A 19,191-nucleotide genomic window follows, 5' to 3' on the forward strand; every position below is an offset into this window, starting at 1 on the left:
AACAGGCATCTTGCCTGTTCCTTGAATTAAGCTGTAATTCTTTATTGTTTGTGGAACAGGCATCTTGCCTGTTCCTTTAATTAAGCTGTAATTCTTTGTGGAACAGGCATCTTGCCTGTTCCTATAATTAAAGCAACCTACTTACAAACTTTTTAAGGAATAGGAACAGACCGCAACAACTTGTCAACAATCGTCTTAGCCCTTCTTCCCCCCGCCGGAATCAACCGGTGAGACAGTACGTGCGGCGCCAAATCCTTCACATCATCCGGGGTAGCAAAATCCCGCCCCGAAATAAACGCCAAAGCCTGCGACGCCCGGTGCAAAGCCACCGCGCCCCGGGGACTCACCCCCAGAGTAATCTCCTCATCCTCCCGCGTCGATCGCACCAAATCTACAATATACTGTTTCAAAGAGCCTTCCACCTTCACACCAGCGCACAAACGACGCAATTCCTGCACTTCTGCCAAAGAAATACAAGGCTGCAAATCTTCAACAGCAAAACTATCAGAAAGCCGTTCCAACATTTGCAACTCTTCCAACGCAGCGGGATAGCCCAAAGTCAAAGACAAAGTAAACCGATCCATTTGCGCTTCCGGTAACGGAAAAGTGCCTTGATATTCGATCGGGTTCTGAGTCGCAATCACAAAAAACGGCGTCGGAACATTTCGAGAAACTCCGTCTACTGTCACCTGCTTTTCTTCCATCACTTCCAGCAAAGCTGACTGAGTTCGCGGCGTCGCCCGATTGATTTCATCAGCAAGCAAAACATTAGCAAAAACTGGGCCGGGCAAAAACTCAAACTCTCCGCTGCGCGGATTCCAAATATTAGTACCGGTGACATCCGTCGGTAACAAATCGGGAGTGCACTGAATCCGCTGAAACTTCCCATCGATCGATCGCGCCAAAGACTTCGCCAGCAGCGTTTTTCCCACACCAGGCACGTCTTCCAGCAGCGCGTGTCCGCCCGAAAACACGGCTACCAGCACCAAGCGAATAGCATCCGCTTTGCCAACCATAGTTTTGCCTAGATTTTGTTTGAGCCGCTCAATATGTTGTCTCATATCCCTGATTTCTAATTGTTAATTGCGAATTGCTAATTGCTAATTGTTGAAAAGATATCAAGATTGCCAAATTCTTGAGTCTTTGCCTTGCGGACTTCGTATTTGTACAACTAGAATTTAGTCTGACTCATCTTGCACCATTTTTAAAAGCGATCGCCTGTTCTAGATCACATAATTATTAGACTTTAGCAGTTAAGAGGCTTCTAGCAATATCGCAATCTGCCTGAATTTGAGTTTTGAGAGCATCCAGAGAAGCGAATTTTTGTTCGGGTCGCAAAAACTCTACCAAACTCGCACTCAAGGTTTGACCGTACAAATCCCCAGACCAATCTAACAGGTGAACTTCCACAGTGGGTTGCAGACCGTCTACCGTCGGGCGGCAGCCAACATTCATCACCCCATTGACAAAAGATAAATTGGATGCTGTGCCGGGGATTACAGATTTGGGGTTTTCCCGCTGATAGGAAGAACTTTCCTCTTTCATATTTTCCCATCCATGCTTCAGCGAGACTCGCACTGCATACACGCCAAAACGTGGCAAAAATTTTTCCGGCGGCAGTTCGATATTAGCAGTAGGAAATCCGATCGTCCTACCCAGCCGCTGTCCCCCAACCACAGTTCCGACTAAACTGTAAGGTCGCCCCAGCAACTGATTCGCTCTTCTGAGGTCGCCGGATGCCAGACCTTCGCGGATTGCAGAACTGCTGATCCGATCGCCCTCACCGCAATTGTGCAGCGGTACAAGAGCAACATCAATACCGTAACCAGAGGCGATCGACTGCAAATCCACAGCCGTCCCAGCGCGTCCCCGCCCAAACCGAAAATCAACCCCCACACTAATTCGACTCGCTTTTAGTTGCCGCACCAAAATTTCCTCGACAAACTCACAAGCAGTCAAAGCCGCTAATTCTCGATCGAACGGCAGCAGCACAAGTTGCTCGACGCCCATGGCTGCGAGCAATTCTACCTTTTCTGCCAGAGGTGTCAGCAGTTTTTTCGGTTGACCCGTAAAAAATTCTTGCGGGTGCGGATCGAATGTCACCACAGTGCTGTAAAGTCGATCGACCCCATCAGAATCGCGACTAGAGAGGCTGTTGCCCTCGGCCCTAGGGCCTATCAAACCCTCGAAGTTATGGTGGCTGTCGGCTCGATCCGGCGGTGCTGCTGAGTCATTTTCGCAGGTCGCCGGATGTTCGCTTTCCCAATTTTGATCTGTGCCAACGTTTGAGCGCAAGTTTTGCCCCGACGCAAAAACCGTCGCAGAATTTGGCCCAGGCGATCGATTTAAAATTGGCTGCACGACTTGTCGATGCCCTAGGTGCAAACCATCAAAGTTTCCCAAGGCAACAGAAGTTGGAGTCAGAGCAGCGGTAGAAGAAGAAGTTACCCACACGCTTAAAATTTTGACATACTTAGTGCGATCGCCAGTCGATTTTAGATTTTAGATTTTAGATTTTAGATTTTACTCCACAGATAAATCTGGAAGGTTGAACTTTGGTCTAAACTTTTTGGTTTTCCACCACTTAAGCCGGGGGCTTGTATCCGTCTCTGAGGTCAGCCCTAACTTAAATTTGAGATTTCTGACCTCAAGATTTCAGAACCATCGGGCAATCTCAAATCCATCAGACAGGCACTTGAGGCGCTTGCACCGACACTTCAGACAAATTGTTATCAGGAGGCAGCAATTGTAACGACAAACCTTCCCGCGCCATCAAACTGTTCGGGAATCTTTGAGCCACTTGTTCTCCCACCTTGTCTAAAAACTCGTCATTGTGCAGCGGGTCGTGGTGAAAAATCACCAACTTTTTGACATTAGCAGCCTTTGCCACCTTCACCGCTTCCTGCCAAGTCGAATGTCCCCAGCCGACCTTGCTGCTTTTCTCCGCATAATACTCCTCATCGGTATAAGTAGCGTCGTAGATCAGCACCTCAGCATCCTGAGCCAAATACAGCACATTTTCGTCTAAACGATCGGGAAAATGTTCGGTATCAGTCACGTAAGCAGCCGAATACCCCCGCCAGTTTACGCGGTAGCCTATAGCTTCGCCCGGATGGTTCAGCAAAGCAGTTTCCACCTTAATCTCTCCGATTTCCAGCGGTTTGCCCACTTCTATATCGTTAAATTTCAGGTCTGCCCCCATAATTTGCAGGGGTACCGGAAAATTGGGGTGCAGCATCTGGTCGTGGAGGCGCTGCTGGATAGTAGCCTTATTAGGAGCAATAGCCCCATAGATGTGAAAGCAGTTCCCAGGAATAAAAGCTGGGACAAAAAATGGGAATCCTTGAATGTGATCCCAGTGAGAGTGAGTAAAAAACATATGAGCTTTTACGGGCATCTGGGACAGGAGAGTTTGTCCCAAAACCCGCAATCCAGTACCGCCATCGAAAATTAGGCGACTCTCACCCACTCGCATTTCTACACAGGGCGTGTTGCCCCCGTAACGTACTGTTTCTGCCCCGGGAGACGCTATGCTACCTCTAACGCCCCAGAAGTGAACCGTGAATTGGTTGTGCATACTAGACATGGGTTTTCTTGCAAGATTGTTCCGGCGAGTTATCGATAAGGTGTTTACATATTACTAAGGGCTTTACCATCAAACCCAAGTTCTTTGACGGTCGAGTTCCCCACTTGTGGGAACTGCCAAGAGTCTCGCTCATCGCGAGAATGCAAAACTGTTGGGCTTGACAACTGAGCAATAAATTACAAAGTAGACGTTGGAAGTCTCGATCGTAACTATTCTTTTCGTCTCTTCACTAGCCTAACCTCCGCAGACACACTTTGGGGCAGTAGTTCTGTCTGAGTTTGGTCAAAAGCCGCTGTTTCTCCAGCCTCTGCAATTGCCGAACCGGATTGCGCGGTCGGTTGCTTGCCTTGCTGCTTTACCGGTTTGAACCCGGATGATGGCTTTCCTGCTATCTAGTCCGGTCGATCGACCATAATATGCAGGTGGCGGGGCTGTTTTACGCCGATATCTGGCCGATATTGGCGATCGGGCGTGAACGCGCCGCTACAAGAATGACGGTTAATTTACCCGACTTGAGATGCTCCCGCCATTTAACCCCTGCCCATGAGCATCCGGGACTCCTTTTTAGCAGAACCCGGTTTAATTAACTCAACTCCCATTAATTCAAAAATCTTAGCAGTTTAGGAATGCTCCTGCTATTAATTATCAACCAATACTGTCTGGATGCTCGGCCCGCTGCGGTTCGTCCCGCTAGCGGTCAAGCTGAACCCAGCCTCATCTGACACCGGGTAGCAGCGAGAGTCCGGGCCTGCGGGCAAAAGGCTAAATTTTCGTCGTGCATTTCTTGGCGGACGAATTGAATCACTCAAAATTCCCCTATTTTCGGAAATTAAAAAATTTCGCTTTTTGGCTATCATGCCAACTCCGATCGCCATTCTGTCTCAAGAGCGATGCAGAAATATTCCCTGTTAACCTGTGGTGCTTTTCTCAACAATCTTCAATCGCTCTATTTTTGGTAAGGATTTCTCGGAATTCGGCGCATTTGCGGTACTCGCCACGGGTTTGAATTTCCGGTATCATAGAAGCTTAGAGTCTTATTTGCCGAGAATCTAAATCAGTGCTAAAAAAGCCTGGATAACTTTAAGTTATTTTTCAAAAAAGTCAGTATGAATCAAGTTAAAAAAACTACAACCAAGCTGAATAGATCGCCGGTGAAAGTGTCCGATCGCACTTTGGAACTCGGTAATCTTCCCTTGAGCGACCTGTCTTTAGAAATAACTGATGGTCAAGCTTTGAGAGAATTGAGTTCGGACGATCGCCCGTCGGCAACCCCAACAGCCACAGGCCGGACTGCCGAAACAAGACGCCGGAGGGTAGATGGTAAGACCTCCTGGGCCCGATCGCCTGTGGTTTCTACTGCGTTTCTCAAATGGCTGCTAGAGAGTTTGACTCGATCCAAAGGTTGGCTGGCAGTTATCACCCTGGCAGCAGTTTGGGGGTGGTGGAACAGTGAATTACTGTTTTCCACAGGCCTGGGGATAGCAGCGATGATGGTGGTTTACCGAGGGCAGTCGTGGGACTGGCAATTGCTGCGGGCAAAAGGCGAGCAATTTTGGGAGGGCCCGAACCGCCGATTCGTTTTAGCCGTCGGCACCGGCGGCATTGCTACCTTGGGCGCTTACATGAGTTTGGCGATTTGGGCGGACTCTGAGAGCCACTGGATGGCTTTGAGCCTAATTTTGCAGAATTTGGGTACGATCGCGATTGCAGGGGTGTTGCTGCGGCAAGGGTTGAGTCTGGGGGCAGCAAAAGATGAAGATGCGATCGATCGCATCTTGGCGGATTTGACTGATGCTGACCCCGTGAAGCGTTTGATTGCTGTGCGGCAAATGACCGATTTGGTGAATCAGGGTGGGTTTGGCCCTGTGAGCTCTGTCAAAAGTTCCATCGCCCGTTCCCGCGCTGCCGAGTGCTTTCGCCTGATGCTGAGTCGGGAACCAGAAGCTTTAGTCCGCAATGCCCTTCTCGAAGGTTTGCAGACTTGGGACGCTACTTATGGCATGGCTTTAACTAATGCGAATGGGAAGTCCCGCGCTCTACCGAAGGTGAGCGTCGGGATGAAAGCTCGCGGTGAAAATAAATTGAGCGACAGCGAATCAATATAGTTTTTGTGTGCTACGCTCATCTTATCGGTATTCTGCAATCTTGATAAATGTATAAAGCCTACAAGTACAGAATCTATCCCACAAGTGAGCAAGAAACCTTGCTTGCAAAGTCTTTTGGTTGTGCGAGATGGTTTTGGAACTATGCTTTAAATCTATGTCAAGAAACTTACAAAAATACTGGCAAAGGACTATCTAGGGCATACATACAAGGCTTGCTCCCTCCACTCAAAAAAGAATACGAATGGCTAAAAGAACCCTATTCTCAATGCTTGCAGGTGGTGGCATTGAATTTATCTACTGCCTACAAAAACTTCTTTGACAAGAGGGCGATGCCACCCAAATTCAAAGCCAAGCACGACAGGCAGTCGATCGGCTACCCTCAAAATGTCAAATTCGACGGTGACTATATCAACCTACCTAAGATTGGTTTAGTTTTCTGTCGGCGACATCGTGATTTTGAGGGCGACATCAAGACCGTTACTGTGTCTCGCAACCCGGACGGCAAACATTTTATTTCTGTTTTGATTGACGATGGGAAAGAAAAGCCTGAGTTAGTCCCAGCAGATAAAGCTATTGGCATTGATGTAGGGTTAACTCATTTTGCGATCACCAGTGATGGTTCTAAGTTTGGCAATCCCAAACATTTTATCAAGCGTCAACGCAACCTAAAACGTAAGCAGCAAAAGCTTTATCGCAAAAAGAAAGGTAGTCAAAACCGAAAAAAGGCAAGACTGGTAGTGGCAAAAGTTCACTCCAAAATTGCTAGATGCCGTGAAGATTTTCTACAGAAGCTATCCCGCAAGATAGTTAACGAAAACCAAGTTATTGCAGTGGAAAATCTCAATATCAAAGGCATGGTCAAGAATCATAATTTAGCTTCATCAATTAGTGATGTTGGCTGGGGTATGTTCTGCACGATGCTTAAGTACAAGTCCGAGAGTGAAGGAAAACAATATGTCGAGATTGATCGATGGTTTCCTAGCTCTAAGACTTGCCATTTATGCCTAAATCGAGTTGATAATCTCACTCTTGATGTTAGAGCATGGAGTTGTCAGCGTTGTGGTACTCACCATGACCGTGATGTAAACGCGGCAACCAATATTAGAAATGAAGCCTTGCGGATTTTGGCGTTAGGAACTAGCGCTTCTGCCTGTGGAGAGGATGTAAGTCGATCTGGTAAAACTTCGGTTTTATTGGACGCCCCGCCCCGTTGAATCAGGAAGCCAGCGCTGTACCCCTTAAGTGGTCAGCGTCTGGTAGTTCACAATCCAAACATCAAGTCATCGACTATTAGCTGACCGTCAAAAGCGTAAAAAGTAATTTTATGAATATTCGGAGCTTTTACGCGCAGGGGAGTCCTAGGGTCGATCGGAGAATTAGACCCCACCAGATTGGGCGCCGGCATTTCATCCTGAACTATTGGGTTGCCGTCAATGTCACAAGCAGATAAAACAGTTCGTCGCGAACTGGTGACAAGCCCTGACACCCAGCGAACTGGATACTTAAAAGTTACTTCTATCAGTCCGCTTTTGGGGGCCCCCATTAACACTGTTGCCCCAGAACCTGTGAAAAATGCTGGGTTTGAAGGTTGGATGGCGACGGCATTGCTAAAAGTCACCCCCCAATGTGCAAACTGGTGTTCTACTACTTCAAAGCATTTCAAGTCTTCTAAAGCTACCCGGACGATCGCAGGTACCGTGGCGCGCGATCGCACCTCTGACCCTGCGCCTGAGCGTTCTGGAGTGGCGACAACAGACTTTTTGCCGTTTAAATCCATGCTTCGACAGGCTGTGTCAAACTCTGCCAACCCGTCAGATTGAAGACTTTTCGCATCAACCATAAAACCCTCGCGATCCCTTTTTCTGAGCAGTTGCATTTTAGTAGACCTCCCTGAGATTAGTTATTTCTTGTGTTTTGGAATTGATAACGGCGAGGCCCGTGATTGCCAAACCTGCAATTAGGAATCGAAACCCCATTGCCCGCCCTCCAACAAAGACTTTCGACCTCAAAAGCCACTGCTCCGCAAAATATCGTGATTAATGATTTGTGATTGGCGAGCGTCGGCCAACCTGCCGCCTGCCTGAAAGCGAGTTCTAATAGTCCTCCTTTCCGAGCGCCTGCTTTCGGGGTTAGCGAACAGACTCTATTTTGTTGAGGGGTCTCACCCATCATTTTGCTATTATCTCCGATCGGCGGTAGTTTGCAACAGTAAGGATAACTACACAGCCGAATTGCCCAAATCGCAAAACTTACTTGCTGTCTGTAGTTTCACGCTTCACCTGTACTAAAATAGATTTAAATCATTACTCAATCTTTACAAAAACGCCACCAGCTTTGCAAGTTTTTTAAACAAAGACGGGGCGACGGAAAAGAATCTAAAATATAACAGCGATTAAGGTTAGTTTATGCTTGTACCCCTCGGCTTCGGTCAGCGATCAATAGTTACTTCTCTCGGCAGAATGGTTTACTACACTGCTGAAAAAATGCCTTGGATGGGGTTGCCGACCTCAACTTCGGAAAATAAGCCGAACTTAGTATTTTTTCACGGTTTTGGCGGCGGGTCGAGTGCCTACGAATGGTCAAAAGTTTATCCGGCTTTTGCCGCAGAATATCGAATTTTAGCACCGGATTTAATCGGTTGGGGGCGATCGGAACATCCGGCAAGAAATTATCAGGTGGAAGATTATATCACAACTTTGATCGAATTTCTCGAAAAAACTTGCGGCAGTCCGACAGAGGTGATTGCTTCTTCGCTAACAGGGGCGATCGCGATTCGAGCTGCGATCGCACGGCCGGATCTCTTCAAATCCCTGATTTTGACCATACCCAGCGGTTTGTCGGATTTCGGACAAGATTACGGCAGCAGTTTCTTCGCTAAGCTAGTCAACACGCCGATTTTAGATCGCTTGCTCTACAGTACCGGAATCGCCACCGACGGCGGCATCCGTAGCTTCCTAGAACAACGCCAATTTGCCGACTCGCGTCGCGTTTACCAAGAAATTGTTGATGCTTACCTCCAATCTGCTTTGGAACCCAATGCAGAATATGCCGCCCTGTCTTTTGTGCGGGGAGATTTGTGCTTTGACTTGTCGCTGTACATCACTCAGCTAACAACGCCGACAGCGATTATTTGGGGAGAAAAATCGCAGTTTACCGGGCCCGATATCGGCCAGCGGTTGGCAAACCTCAACCCCGAAGCAATCAAAGTTTTTCAACCTCTGGAAAACGTAGGTTTGACTCCGCAGTTAGAAATTCCCGCTGTCACGATTGGCTTAATTAGGCAATACTTAAAATTGCTTTCGGAAGGGTAAAGAAGTTCGGCAACGGATTTTGTAACGGATGTAACGGATGTCACGGATAGAGGTTCCTGGATCGAGGGAAGAAGGAAGATTAATTCCCCACAACCCATAGATGTCAACTTAATCCTAAAGACGGCTGTATCTCTCGTTTATATCCAAGTCTAGATCCCCCTAAATCCCCCTTAATAAGGGGGACTTTGACAATAATCTTGCCCCCCCCTTTCTTAAGGGGGGCTAGGGGGGATCTATACTCTGCTAGAAGCGAGATTTCTCATGAATTTTAGTCTGAATTTGACACCAATGACTAATGACTAATGACTACTGACTACTAATTATTCTTTTACTCGCACGTCGATAACGCTGGCGTTGAAAATGTACTTGTTGCCTTCAAGCTCTAGCGTAGTGCCAATTTTGACTTTCGTATTACCTAAAACCGGGCCATTTTCAGTAAGTTGACCTTTTCCCTCTAAGGTAAACATCATATTTCTGCTGAAGGCTTCTTCTTCTCTGGGATCGGGGAGAGCTTTCAGAGTGCCGTTGGGCTGAGGAACTGCTAGGGTTCTGGTGAGAGTTTTGACCGATTTGATGGTAATCTGACCGGACGGTTGATTGCGGATCACCACATTGATTTTATCACCTGTTTTGAACAACTCTGGAACGTTTGTTCCTTTGAGACCGATCGCAATTGCATCAATCTCTACAGGTTTGATACTGGTGCCGACTTGGGCGACGGAACCGCCAGAAGTGCCGGGAAAGAAAAAGATTCCGACTGCAACTAGCAGTACGATCAGAGCGGCAGCTACGTCTAGAATGCTGAGTTTGCCGAACAGTCGGCCTTGAGAATCTAAAATTTTCATAAATCGCCTATTATACTGATAGCGACAGGAGTATGTTTACAAGCTCAGGACTTACACAGAAATCGATGAAAAACAGATGCTGTGATTGCTTGGCTACCGCTGGCAATGACATACTTTATTGATGCGTAAGTCCTGAAGCTAAAAGATATTACCACAACGATCGCCCCAAATCCGCATGACTGGGCCACTTAACCCGGAAGGCCGTTGACGGCGGTTGGTTGGCCGTGGGTCGATCGCCCAGAAGCTGGTGGCGCGGTTAAAAATTGACAAAAAGCTAGAATAGCAACTAAGCAGCCTCAAATTACGTCTGCCTATTGAGTGACTTTTCGAGTTTTTCCTCAAATTTTATCTAACTTCTCCCACGTATCAATCATGTTAAAAAGTTTTTGGTTGACTTGCCGGCGTACTTGTGGCCGGGGGATTTATCTGTTTCTGTCCCTGATGGTGGCTGCGGGTATCTGGGTGGTTTCCCCGGAACCGACTCAAGCATTTTCTTTGCCCGAACTTATTTTTCGAGGCATTCAAGTTATTCAATTGTCGAATATGTCCGATCGCCAAGAGGTGACTATTGGCCGACAAATTAATCAGCAGTTAACCAGGAGCCAGTTTAAGATTGACCGCGATCGGGACACTACAGAATATATTAACCGTATCGGTCAACGACTCGCTCAAGAAAGCACTCGCCCCAATATTCCTTATACTTTTCAAGTGATTGACGACGACGCGATTAATGCTTTTGCAACTATGGGCGGTTTTGTTTATGTGAATAAAGGCTTGATGACAGCGGCGGACAATGAGGCAGAATTGGCAAGTGTGATCGCCCACGAAATCGCTCACATTAATGCTCGCCACGCGATTCAACAAATGCGTCAAATGGCCATCGCTTCAGGCGTAGCTTCCGCCACTGGGCTCGATCGATCTCAGGCGGTTCAGATTGGGGTGGAATTGGCTTTGCGCCGTCCCCACAGTCGCCAAGCTGAGTATGAAGCCGATCAGTTGGGATTGCAAACTATGGGGCGAGCAGGCTACGCTCAATCTGGGATGGTTGATTTTATGAAAAAGTTGCTCAACAAGCCTTCTCCTCCTAGCATTTTGAGCACTCACCCGGCAACTGGCGATCGTATTGCTGCTATTTCACAGGCGATAGATCCGGATCTTGCTAGCGGTGAAGGTTTGAATAATGAGGATTACAGGCTAGAAATCCGCAGGCTTTTAGGTTCGTAGAAATTCTCAATCTGTCAGGGGCTCTATTGTTTTCTCTTCTCTTTTCTTCTCTTTTCTTACTTCGCGCTCTTCGCGCCTTCGCGGTTCGTTAAAAAATAAATCCAGTTATATCATGTCCCATGGATTAACCATAATAGCCCGGTCGGGGCGGGTTTTTGAGATTGTCAATTATTGGCACGTATTGTTGGCTCACGGGCCCCTACAAAAATCGCGGTTCCTCCACCGGACATGATATTACTAGGGTACGTCAGAAGCAGGTTAATTTCGATTTAATTGATCGAACTTAAACTGACGCACCCTAAAACTACAAATTGATTTAACACTCCTGTGGAACAACATAATCGATCGCAGCTTGGGGGGGTGGAATCGGCTGCGGCTTCAATTGCCGGACAACTTCGTCAAAGGGCAAAATTCGGACTTGATTGTTAAATACATTTACTTGATAAACTCTGCGGTAGCTGAGGTCAAATCCTGTCAGCCAGCCGCTTTTGGGATGATAAGCACCCGTGTCAATATCCAACCACCCTTCGCCCCTGACTAATTCGCCCGGTCTGACCCCATGAAAGGTAAAGGTGATCGTGTGACCGGTGATAATTAATTTATTGGGAAAATAGGGTTTCGACATGGTGTGAAATTCCCTGCGAATCCAACACAGTTGTTCGATCGACTGTTCATCGAGCGACAGATGGGGGTCAACGCCGGCGTGAACCAGCCAGATGTCCCCTAAGTCCAGGTGCGTGGGGAGCGATCGCAGCCACTCTAAGTGTTTATACGGCATCATCCCTGTATCTCTGTAGCTCGCTACTGTCGCATCGCCACCACTGTATAGCCAAGATTGCCACGCTCGCATATCCATCGGCGTTCCCGACAAAGCCTCCAGCATCAGTTGTTCGTGGTTGCCCAACAGAGTGTGGTAGGGGCTTTGCTGCACAAAATCTAATACCTGAGCGCTTTTGGGGCCACGATCGATTAAGTCTCCTAAAAAATAGACGCGATCGTCCAAGCCGGGGGCAAGTGCCTCTAGCAGGGTCATTAACCCGTCGTAATGCCCGTGTACGTCCCCGATAACAATGCGCCGATGCTCCATTGTGTTTATCCGCTTCCCTGACTCAAAAGCCCCATCTCTAGCTTATAGCATCTGATTTTGCTGTTATTTGCCTCCCCTCTTTTACGGTGGAGGGGTGTCACCCATTATAGTGCTTTTTATAAAGATTCTGTAAAGCTCACCAGTACCTGTTTGCGTAGCTACTGATATAAACACAGGCAAGCTGCTAATTCTGCTTCTGCAACTGCTGTTACTGAGGCAAAGCTTTGAGTTATTTCACGCTTTAGGGTGCATCAGCGATTAGCCGACGGATTAAGTCGAAAATAATCCTAGCTGACACACCGTAAAATACGATCGAGCCTTAACGATTGTCACTGAGTCAAAGCTTTGAGGAATGTCTGGAGTTCTGCCAAAAAACCTTTCTTTTTTAAGGGTTTGGCAGGTGCGGTGGAATCAGGATCGGCGCTTGGGAGAGAACCGGCTAAAATCCGCTCTAAATCGTCTCCGACAGGTTTTTGGGCGGTTTCAGAAATTAGTTGGTATTCGTCGTTTGTTTCCAGCCAGACTTGCCACGATTGGGGGTAGCAGCGGAATAAAGCAGCAGTGTCGAGGGGTCTGATATAGTAGCAGGATTCAATTTTGCTGAGGAATCGATCGCGCAATTGGCGGCCCGCATAGCCTATACCTATGGTGGCAACATCTTCCAGACGCGGGTTGAGTAGAATTACGGGGCGACCGGCCGCAGCTATATAAATTTTTTCGACTTGGGCAACTTCTACGGCTGCTGGATTGATCAAAATGAAAAGTTGATCTTCCGGTGATATTTTATCTTCAACAGGGGTGCGACTGCTACCCAAATCAGTGACTTTAAACGGTGTTTCTCCCCAGTCGCGGCGCGCGAGGGCTGCCGCACCGGTGTCGGGAAAAAAGACTTTTACTCCGGGGTATATTTCCTCAAATTCTGGGAGAAATTGTAGGGTGATAGACTGTGCTTGCAGGGCGATTTCTGGAAATACTAATTCGACTTGCAGTAGAGTTTTGCCGTCCGAGAGGGCAGCGGCGGTGGCAATGCGGGATTGGGCGATCGCCTCGTTGAGATCCTTGGGCAGTTCTGTCATTAATTTAATTGTTTTTACTCGACTTCTCTCAATCTAATTTTACCTGAGATATTGCACCATTTTCAATTACTTGTTTAGGAACAGGCTTTTCGGCCTGTTCCACAAAGAGTGAATTTTCTTGTGGAACGGGCATCTTGCCCGTTCTTGAGCATAGTACAAGATGTAAGTTTTACCGCATTAAGCAACAAAAGCTAACACCGATACAGGCGAACCGGAACCTCCCAAAAGACGCAATATTCCGATAACTAAAGTGATTTCAGCCGCAGGTAACAAGTCGAGATTTGCTAGATTTTCCAGCACTATTCGTTGCTTTTCCAATACCAATTTGTTAACCGCAAAACTTTCATCTCGCCCGGTATCGACTCCGTGGGTGTCGGTGCCAATTCCCGCGATAGAGCGTTCTTCTAGCAAAAATTGAGTTGCTGCTTTGCCAAATCCCGGAAAGTGGCAAATTCCGCGATCGTCTCGGTTGAAAAATGCTTTCTCGTCATCCCATTTTTCTTGCCAGCCAGTATACAATAAAACTAGATTTCCCGGTTCTATAAGTTTGTGCTGCCGTTCCCAAGTCAATATATCATCAATTGTTAAAGTGTAGTCGGGATTGGCAAGACTTTGCTCTCGGATGTCGATCGCAATTGCCGGCACAACGAGCGACTGCGGGGAATAATTATCAATGCTGGCGCCTCCTGCATAAAAGCTGTTGGGTGCGTTAATGTGAGTGCCGCTGTGTTCGCCCATCGAAAATTTTCGCAGGAAATACCCGTCTGTTTCTATTTGAGATACTGTGGCAATTTCTGTCGCTGGATCTCCTGGCCAAATGGGAATATTTGGGTGAATTGAATGGGTTAAGTCTACAATTGTGCTATAGGCGATCGTTTTGAGATTATTGGAGTTTAATTGGTCTGTCATCAGGTAAAATATATCTATTATTTATTAAACACAGTTTATTCAATTCTAAAATCTAAAATCTAAAATCTAAAATCTAAAATCTAAAATCGATTGACCGTCTGCACTCTCAATCTAAAATCTAAAATCTAAAATCTAAAATTCGATTAGTCGATCGAGGGTTGCTTCCATCACATCCTTTGTTTGCCCGGAAACAGTATACACCAAAGCTTCTCGATAAACTCTCCCCGCCGGGTGTACCGCACCGTTAGCAGCACCGCTAGAAACTGCTACCGCAGCGTGTCCGCAACGCACGGCTAAATCAATGGCTTGAGCTCGCAGCGCTAATTGTTCTGCTTTCGAGCTATGTTGAGATTGTGGGAAATTCTGTTTTAGCCGATCGAGCTTTTGCTCTAGTTTTTGGCAAGCCGCCGTTATAAAAGGTGAATTCTTAGCAGCCCCGGCTGCTGCAATTACATCCAATCCCGCTCGAATACAGCCAAAAGTAGCCGGAACAAAATTCAGTATATTTTTGGTGTCGTTTTCCGCAATCCAGCCGACAGGTTTAATTGAAATTATTTCCGATTCATGCAGCAACCAATTATCGAGATTTGCTGTCACAGTATTAGTCGAGTTCATGGCGATTAACTGCATGATTTCGCTACAAGCTATTTTACCATATTCGCCTTCAATATTGGCAAAAGGCACTAAACCGAAAACAGCGCGTTCGTCAGGAAGTACCGCCGCTACAATAAACTTTTGAAACAAGCAAAAACCTGTTACCCAAGGAACTTTTCCTGACAGTAAATAGCCCGCTTTTGTGGGAGTTGCGGTGACTGCCGGATTGCCCGATCGCCTTAAATGCGAAAACCCAATACCCAAGCGTAACTCTTTTTGGGCGATCGCGGGCAAGTATCTGCTTTTTAGCATTTCATTGTCGCTGTTGGCAATCATCCCAGTTGCGCTGTGGTGCTGAGTTTGCAGGAAAGACAAAGCGCCGGAATATCGAGCCGTCAATTCCTGATATTTGTAAAAAATCTCGGGTGCAATTTCGGCACCGCCCCATTTTTGGGGAACTCGCAATGCTAAGAGCGATCGATCTTCCAATCCCGCAAATGCTGTTTCTAGCGCTTCCGAGTCGCTGTCGATAATTTCCGCGTGGGGTGAAACGCACTTTTGCAGGTAACTTTCTGTGCTGTTGAGAATATATGGGGAATCCATTTTATATAATTATTTTATAGCTGTTTTTCTCTAAATCATTGTGAACCAGCCTAAAAATCTGCCCTCAAACTAACTTATTTACTCACATTTTGCACCAGTCTCTAGAACAGGCTCTCCGGCCTGTTCCACAAAAAGTAAATTTGTTGTGGAACGGGCAGGATAGCCCGTTCATAAAAGGCTTACTGAGAATACCCAAAACTAATTTATTTCCACATTTTCCAAGGAGCCTTTCCTTCATCCCAAAGTTCGTTTAAATACTTGTATTCTCGATAAGTATCCATCGCAAAGAAGAAGCCATCATGACGGTAAGCCATCAACTGTCCGTCTGCTGCTAAACGCTGCATCGGCTCCTGTTCTAAAATACAATCATCTCCCCCCAAATACTCAAATACCCGGCGGTTAAATATCATATATCCAACACTGATCCAGCCATCTATTTGAGGTTTTTCAGAAAACTGTACTACGCGGCTATCGCTGTCTACATCCAAAATTCCAAAGCGAGAAATCGGACGGAATGTGGTGACAGTTGCCAGCTTACCATGAGACTTGTGGAAATCGACTAAAGCCTCAATATTGACATCAGCTACTCCATCGCCGTATGTCACCATGAAATTCTCGCGATCTATATATTTTTCTATCCGTTTGACCCGCCCTCCTGTCATGCTTTCCGCGCCAGTTTCAGCCAGTGTCACCTGAAAATCTTGTTCGAGATGTTCCTCGTGATAAGTGATCGTATTTTGCCGTCCCAGACAGATAGTAAAGTCATTGTTCATGGCTTCATAATTAAGGAAATATTCTTTAATCATGTTGCCGCGATAGCCCAAGCACACAATAAAGTTTTGGAAACCGAAGTGTGCATATATCTTCATGATGTGCCAAATAATTGGATGTCCCCCCACCTCCACTAAGGGTTTGGGACGAAATTCTGTTTCTTCTCTGAGACGAGTACCGAGACCACCTGCTAGGATAACTACTTGCATTTTTTTTATTTTTAAAAGATGATCAATTAATTTATCATCAATAATCAGGGATTTATTCAAAGAATTATTAACTTTTTCTCATAGTGAGTGAAGCTTTGTCAACCCCAGAAATCACGAATTATTATAAATAATCGTAGGGTGATCCGTGGACACCGTGTATTTAGTAATAATCCTAGGGTGTTCCGTGCACACCATGTATTTAAATGCTGCGCGCAATTTCTAACTAACAGTAGGGTGGGTACTGCGGACAGTATATTTGAATACAGCGCGCAATTTCTAACTTAGGAATGGTAGATTAGGAAATAGACAAAAAAACAGCAAACACCTATACTAAATATAAGAAAGAGATTAAGCAGCAATGAAAAATCAACTCGATCGCCTAAAAAATTTTTTAGGTATCCTCTGTGCGATCGCCTCCATAATTATATTATTCCAATGGGCTATACCTGGTGTTTACGCCACGGTTGTTGCACCGAAAATCTCAACCATACCAGAAACCACCGTAGCTTTTGTACCCAACATACCGGGCGGGGGATTAGAATTTCACGAATCAGCAGGAGGACACACTTTAGAGAGACACGTTGGTAAAACAGAAGCACAACTAGCACAGCGACTCGCAAGCGAAACGAGAATTTCTGCTGCATCTTCTTTTATCGATCGTTCCGTCGCCGAAGCGGCTATTGCAGAAGCAATGAACAGAAATCAAAGTGCGATCGACTCCTGGGTGAAAAGTCGAGGTAATCGTTATACGATCGACTACAATGCCAACAGAATCATTGGTATTACTCTGCGTCGCCGCGCATCCAAAGCAACTTCAACATCTCGCCTGAGAATCGTCCTCCAGCGCAGCGCCAAATTACCTCCCGGATACTTTATTCTCACAGCCTATCCCCAATGATCGATCAATTTCCTCATTTAACCCAATTTTTCAGTTCCTACTTTCACCAAGACTGGCAGTTAGAAGCTGACACTCCCAGCGATGTAGTGAACAACTACCGCAGCAGCGAACCGCCCGCAAGTGTTGAAGCTGCATCGCAAGAGCTCAGCAAACTGCTCGAAATGCCGATCGCCCCCGCCGATTTAGAAGCATTTATCCTCGATGAATTAGGGTGTTACTACGACCCCCAATCCGAAAATCAAACAGTCAGAGAATGGTTGGAATCTGTGCAAAAATCTTTGAATAATCCCAGCTAAACTTTATATATTTGTAAGGACGCGGCAGTGCCCTGTCCCACAATTTGTCTATATATTTGTAAGGACACGGCAGTGCCCAATGCGTGTCAAATTAAGCTTTTCGTCCGCTAGTCCTCGCGCCTACCCGCCAGTCCGCCAGGGAATGAATTCCCTGTCTAATAGTCAAAGTCCTCTAAAAGAGGACTGAATAATTCATTAGTCCTCTTTTAGAGGACTTCAGCTTTGAGGCAGGGGTTTCAACCCCTGTCGGACTATCGGTTTAACGTTAAGTTGACACGACGAAAGGCAGTGCCGTGTCCCTACAATTTGTTCACAATCTAATAGGATTGCTAGCTCACTTGCTAACCGTCAATAAGTAGCCTTCGTGGACGTTGAAATTAGGGATAACATAAGCCAAGCTGCCGCTACCAACCGAAAAACTTTCTTCTTTAACTGTGACAAGCTGTGGCACGGCTCCTTCTTGATTGTTGGGAATCTTTTCTAATTTTAGAGTGATTTTCTGACCCCTTTGAATACCTAGCTGCTCCAAATTGCCGATGGTTAATGTTACCGTTGTTGCTGAGGAAAAATTGGGGTCGAAATAACCTAAAAGTATCTGTGCTTTACCTTCAGGATTGGACTTGCTGGCTAAAGCGACAAGGCGATTGTTATTTGACCAACTCCGCACCCGCGAATTAACTCCGTCAGCATAAGCTTTGTAAGTCCACCAAGCAGCTCTCGGCTCAAAAGTATTAGGCGTGACCATCCCACTCAGCGTATTGTTGAAGCAATTGCTAACTTTATTTGGCCCTTTAGTATCCCAACAAGCTCTGCAAGCACCGTCAGCTTTTGCATACTCTAAGTTATACAAATAACCTAAGATTTCCCCCGGCTGGTACTGCGCTAAGTTGCCGACAATTTCGTTGACGTAAATTTTTTGCAATTTCAGTTCCTTGTAAGAGGGACTTTGCTGAAAATTGCGTTTAGCCTCAATTACGTGATCGTCAACAAATAAGATCATCGTGTCGTTAAGTTCGTGCCACGAGAGGAAATTTACTTCAAGTTTGTTAGCCTTGCAGTAATCCAAAAAAGCGGCGAGATATTCTTTGCTGTAGCGGCCGAGGCTGGGCCCGCCAATCATTGCTGACGGCCCCAATTCTTCCCGCAAAATTTTGTAAGCTCTTTTGTAAGTTTCAAAGAATTGTTCTCTGCTTCCGTTCCAAAATGGATCTTTCCAATCTGGCTCATTCCATACATCCCAAATAATTTTTTTGCCTTTATTTTGCTGGGCTAATTGCCGCACGAATGCTTCCCACGCGGGGTAGTTTTGATAGGGCCAGCCATTGGGATTGCTACCGTAGCCCCACAAGTCGCTGACTACTAACTGAAACTCGGCTCCGCTGGCGATTATGCGATCGTAAATATCGAGTCTCCCCGCCCGCCAAAGTTTGGGCTGCAAGGGTTTAATAGAACTATCCGGCGGCTGGCTAGTATCAATTCCGTGCAGGATGCCACTCATGGAAATTGTACCGGTGGCTGGCTGTCCAAAATCTACTGTAACGTTCGATCGCAGTTGGGCAACAGTTGGTTGCTGTCCCAAATAGGCTATTAACAGAACAGTGACAATAGCTAAACAAATTGGCAGCAGTTTATTAATCCGTGGGAACTTGAATGTAAATTGCATATCTTTTCTTTGGT

The 19,191-nt window shown here is 46.4% G+C and carries 17 protein-coding genes; 6 read left to right on the forward strand and 11 right to left on the reverse strand.

What is annotated here, in order from left to right:
• Positions 1 to 152: 152 nt before the first annotated feature.
• The 3 genes from QUB51_RS04920 to QUB51_RS04930 all read right to left on the reverse strand — a co-directional run bounded on the left by QUB51_RS04920 (position 153) and on the right by QUB51_RS04930 (position 3,586).
• A complete protein-coding gene (locus QUB51_RS04920; RefSeq protein WP_333057199.1) occupies positions 153 to 1,061 on the reverse strand; it encodes a MoxR family ATPase in 909 nt (302 codons plus the stop codon).
• 178 nt (positions 1,062 to 1,239) lie between these two features.
• Positions 1,240 to 2,454 (reverse strand): bifunctional riboflavin kinase/FAD synthetase, encoded by a 1,215-nt coding sequence (locus QUB51_RS04925; protein ID WP_333260694.1) that lies wholly within the window; start codon positions 2,452 to 2,454, stop codon positions 1,240 to 1,242.
• A 229-nt stretch (positions 2,455 to 2,683) separates the two neighbouring features.
• The gene (locus QUB51_RS04930; protein ID WP_333057201.1) at positions 2,684 to 3,586 is read right to left on the reverse strand and encodes an MBL fold metallo-hydrolase; all 903 of its coding nucleotides are present in this window, start codon (positions 3,584 to 3,586) and stop codon (positions 2,684 to 2,686) included.
• A 1,106-nt stretch (positions 3,587 to 4,692) separates the two neighbouring features.
• On the opposite strand from QUB51_RS04930, the gene QUB51_RS04935 reads away from it, so the two are divergent.
• Both QUB51_RS04935 and QUB51_RS04940 read left to right on the forward strand, forming a co-directional pair.
• Positions 4,693 to 5,691, forward strand: a complete 999-nt coding sequence (locus QUB51_RS04935; RefSeq protein WP_333207666.1) for a hypothetical protein — start codon at positions 4,693 to 4,695, stop codon at positions 5,689 to 5,691.
• Between the two features lie 47 nt (positions 5,692 to 5,738).
• Positions 5,739 to 6,905 carry an RNA-guided endonuclease TnpB family protein gene (locus tag QUB51_RS04940; RefSeq protein ID WP_333207667.1) on the forward strand — a complete coding sequence of 389 codons (1,167 nt, stop codon included), beginning with the start codon at positions 5,739 to 5,741 and terminating at the stop codon, positions 6,903 to 6,905.
• Between the two features lie 47 nt (positions 6,906 to 6,952).
• Here the strand turns inward: QUB51_RS04940 and QUB51_RS04945 are convergent, their stop codons facing one another.
• Entirely contained in the window at positions 6,953 to 7,567 is a 615-nt protein-coding gene (locus QUB51_RS04945; protein ID WP_333260697.1) for a hypothetical protein, read from the reverse strand.
• Positions 7,568 to 8,096: 529 nt separating this feature from the next.
• On the opposite strand from QUB51_RS04945, the gene QUB51_RS04950 reads away from it, so the two are divergent.
• Positions 8,097 to 9,002 (forward strand): alpha/beta hydrolase, encoded by a 906-nt coding sequence (locus QUB51_RS04950; RefSeq protein WP_333207669.1) that lies wholly within the window; start codon positions 8,097 to 8,099, stop codon positions 9,000 to 9,002.
• 320 nt (positions 9,003 to 9,322) lie between these two features.
• On the opposite strand, the gene QUB51_RS04955 is transcribed toward QUB51_RS04950, so the two are convergent.
• On the reverse strand, positions 9,323 to 9,847 hold the full coding sequence (locus QUB51_RS04955; RefSeq protein WP_333055675.1) for a DUF4330 domain-containing protein: 525 nt from the start codon (positions 9,845 to 9,847) through the stop codon (positions 9,323 to 9,325).
• A gap of 372 nt (positions 9,848 to 10,219) precedes the next feature.
• On the opposite strand from QUB51_RS04955, the gene QUB51_RS04960 reads away from it, so the two are divergent.
• Entirely contained in the window at positions 10,220 to 11,071 is an 852-nt protein-coding gene (locus QUB51_RS04960; RefSeq protein WP_333055676.1) for a M48 family metallopeptidase, read from the forward strand.
• 316 nt (positions 11,072 to 11,387) lie between these two features.
• On the opposite strand, the gene QUB51_RS04965 is transcribed toward QUB51_RS04960, so the two are convergent.
• The 5 genes from QUB51_RS04965 to rfbF all read right to left on the reverse strand — a co-directional run bounded on the left by QUB51_RS04965 (position 11,388) and on the right by rfbF (position 16,320).
• Positions 11,388 to 12,158: a metallophosphoesterase family protein gene (locus QUB51_RS04965; RefSeq protein WP_333055677.1), complete on the reverse strand. Its 771-nt coding sequence runs from the start codon at positions 12,156 to 12,158 to the stop codon at positions 11,388 to 11,390.
• Positions 12,159 to 12,487: 329 nt separating this feature from the next.
• Positions 12,488 to 13,234, reverse strand: a complete 747-nt coding sequence (locus QUB51_RS04970; RefSeq protein WP_333055678.1) for a DUF1995 family protein — start codon at positions 13,232 to 13,234, stop codon at positions 12,488 to 12,490.
• Positions 13,235 to 13,411: 177 nt separating this feature from the next.
• Positions 13,412 to 14,143 carry a cyclase family protein gene (locus tag QUB51_RS04975; RefSeq protein WP_333055679.1) on the reverse strand — a complete coding sequence of 244 codons (732 nt, stop codon included), beginning with the start codon at positions 14,141 to 14,143 and terminating at the stop codon, positions 13,412 to 13,414.
• 132 nt (positions 14,144 to 14,275) lie between these two features.
• Positions 14,276 to 15,340 carry an acyl-CoA dehydrogenase family protein gene (locus QUB51_RS04980; protein WP_333260700.1) on the reverse strand — a complete coding sequence of 355 codons (1,065 nt, stop codon included), beginning with the start codon at positions 15,338 to 15,340 and terminating at the stop codon, positions 14,276 to 14,278.
• A gap of 203 nt (positions 15,341 to 15,543) precedes the next feature.
• Positions 15,544 to 16,320 (reverse strand): glucose-1-phosphate cytidylyltransferase, encoded by a 777-nt coding sequence (gene rfbF / locus QUB51_RS04985; protein ID WP_333055681.1) that lies wholly within the window; start codon positions 16,318 to 16,320, stop codon positions 15,544 to 15,546.
• A 358-nt stretch (positions 16,321 to 16,678) separates the two neighbouring features.
• Here rfbF and QUB51_RS04990 point away from each other — a divergent pair, with 358 nt between their 5' ends.
• The gene (locus QUB51_RS04990) at positions 16,679 to 17,218 is read left to right on the forward strand and encodes an RNase A-like domain-containing protein (RefSeq protein ID WP_333055682.1); all 540 of its coding nucleotides are present in this window, start codon (positions 16,679 to 16,681) and stop codon (positions 17,216 to 17,218) included.
• A complete protein-coding gene (locus tag QUB51_RS04995) occupies positions 17,215 to 17,514 on the forward strand; it encodes a contact-dependent growth inhibition system immunity protein (protein ID WP_333055683.1) in 300 nt (99 codons plus the stop codon). Before QUB51_RS04990 ends, QUB51_RS04995 begins: the two co-directional genes overlap by 4 nt.
• Positions 17,515 to 17,848: 334 nt before the next feature.
• Here the strand turns inward: QUB51_RS04995 and QUB51_RS05000 are convergent, their stop codons facing one another.
• Positions 17,849 to 19,177 carry a GH39 family glycosyl hydrolase gene (locus QUB51_RS05000; protein WP_333055684.1) on the reverse strand — a complete coding sequence of 443 codons (1,329 nt, stop codon included), beginning with the start codon at positions 19,175 to 19,177 and terminating at the stop codon, positions 17,849 to 17,851.
• Positions 19,178 to 19,191: the final 14 nt, after the last annotated feature.

Origin of the sequence: Microcoleus sp. AT8-A3 (genome assembly GCF_036705675.1) — a bacterium.
Classification (GTDB): domain Bacteria; phylum Cyanobacteriota; class Cyanobacteriia; order Cyanobacteriales; family Microcoleaceae; genus Microcoleus.

Excerpts from the sequence above, each read along its gene's own strand:
- QUB51_RS04920 (WP_333057199.1), bottom strand. The coding sequence starts at position 1,061 with ATGAGACAACATATTGAGCGGCTCAAACAAAATCTAGGCAAAACTATG.
- QUB51_RS04930 (WP_333057201.1), bottom strand. The coding sequence starts at position 3,586 with ATGTCTAGTATGCACAACCAATTCACGGTTCACTTCTGGGGCGTTAGA.
- QUB51_RS04935 (WP_333207666.1), top strand. The coding sequence starts at position 4,693 with ATGAATCAAGTTAAAAAAACTACAACCAAGCTGAATAGATCGCCGGTG.
- QUB51_RS04940 (WP_333207667.1), top strand. The coding sequence starts at position 5,739 with ATGTATAAAGCCTACAAGTACAGAATCTATCCCACAAGTGAGCAAGAA.
- QUB51_RS04945 (WP_333260697.1), bottom strand. The coding sequence starts at position 7,567 with ATGCAACTGCTCAGAAAAAGGGATCGCGAGGGTTTTATGGTTGATGCG.
- QUB51_RS04950 (WP_333207669.1), top strand. The coding sequence starts at position 8,097 with ATGCTTGTACCCCTCGGCTTCGGTCAGCGATCAATAGTTACTTCTCTC.
- QUB51_RS04955 (WP_333055675.1), bottom strand. The coding sequence starts at position 9,847 with ATGAAAATTTTAGATTCTCAAGGCCGACTGTTCGGCAAACTCAGCATT.
- QUB51_RS04960 (WP_333055676.1), top strand. The coding sequence starts at position 10,220 with ATGTTAAAAAGTTTTTGGTTGACTTGCCGGCGTACTTGTGGCCGGGGG.
- QUB51_RS04965 (WP_333055677.1), bottom strand. The coding sequence starts at position 12,158 with ATGGAGCATCGGCGCATTGTTATCGGGGACGTACACGGGCATTACGAC.
- QUB51_RS04970 (WP_333055678.1), bottom strand. The coding sequence starts at position 13,234 with ATGACAGAACTGCCCAAGGATCTCAACGAGGCGATCGCCCAATCCCGC.
- QUB51_RS04975 (WP_333055679.1), bottom strand. The coding sequence starts at position 14,143 with ATGACAGACCAATTAAACTCCAATAATCTCAAAACGATCGCCTATAGC.
- QUB51_RS04980 (WP_333260700.1), bottom strand. The coding sequence starts at position 15,340 with ATGGATTCCCCATATATTCTCAACAGCACAGAAAGTTACCTGCAAAAG.
- rfbF (WP_333055681.1), bottom strand. The coding sequence starts at position 16,320 with ATGCAAGTAGTTATCCTAGCAGGTGGTCTCGGTACTCGTCTCAGAGAA.
- QUB51_RS04990 (WP_333055682.1), top strand. The coding sequence starts at position 16,679 with ATGAAAAATCAACTCGATCGCCTAAAAAATTTTTTAGGTATCCTCTGT.
- QUB51_RS04995 (WP_333055683.1), top strand. The coding sequence starts at position 17,215 with ATGATCGATCAATTTCCTCATTTAACCCAATTTTTCAGTTCCTACTTT.
- QUB51_RS05000 (WP_333055684.1), bottom strand. The coding sequence starts at position 19,177 with ATGCAATTTACATTCAAGTTCCCACGGATTAATAAACTGCTGCCAATT.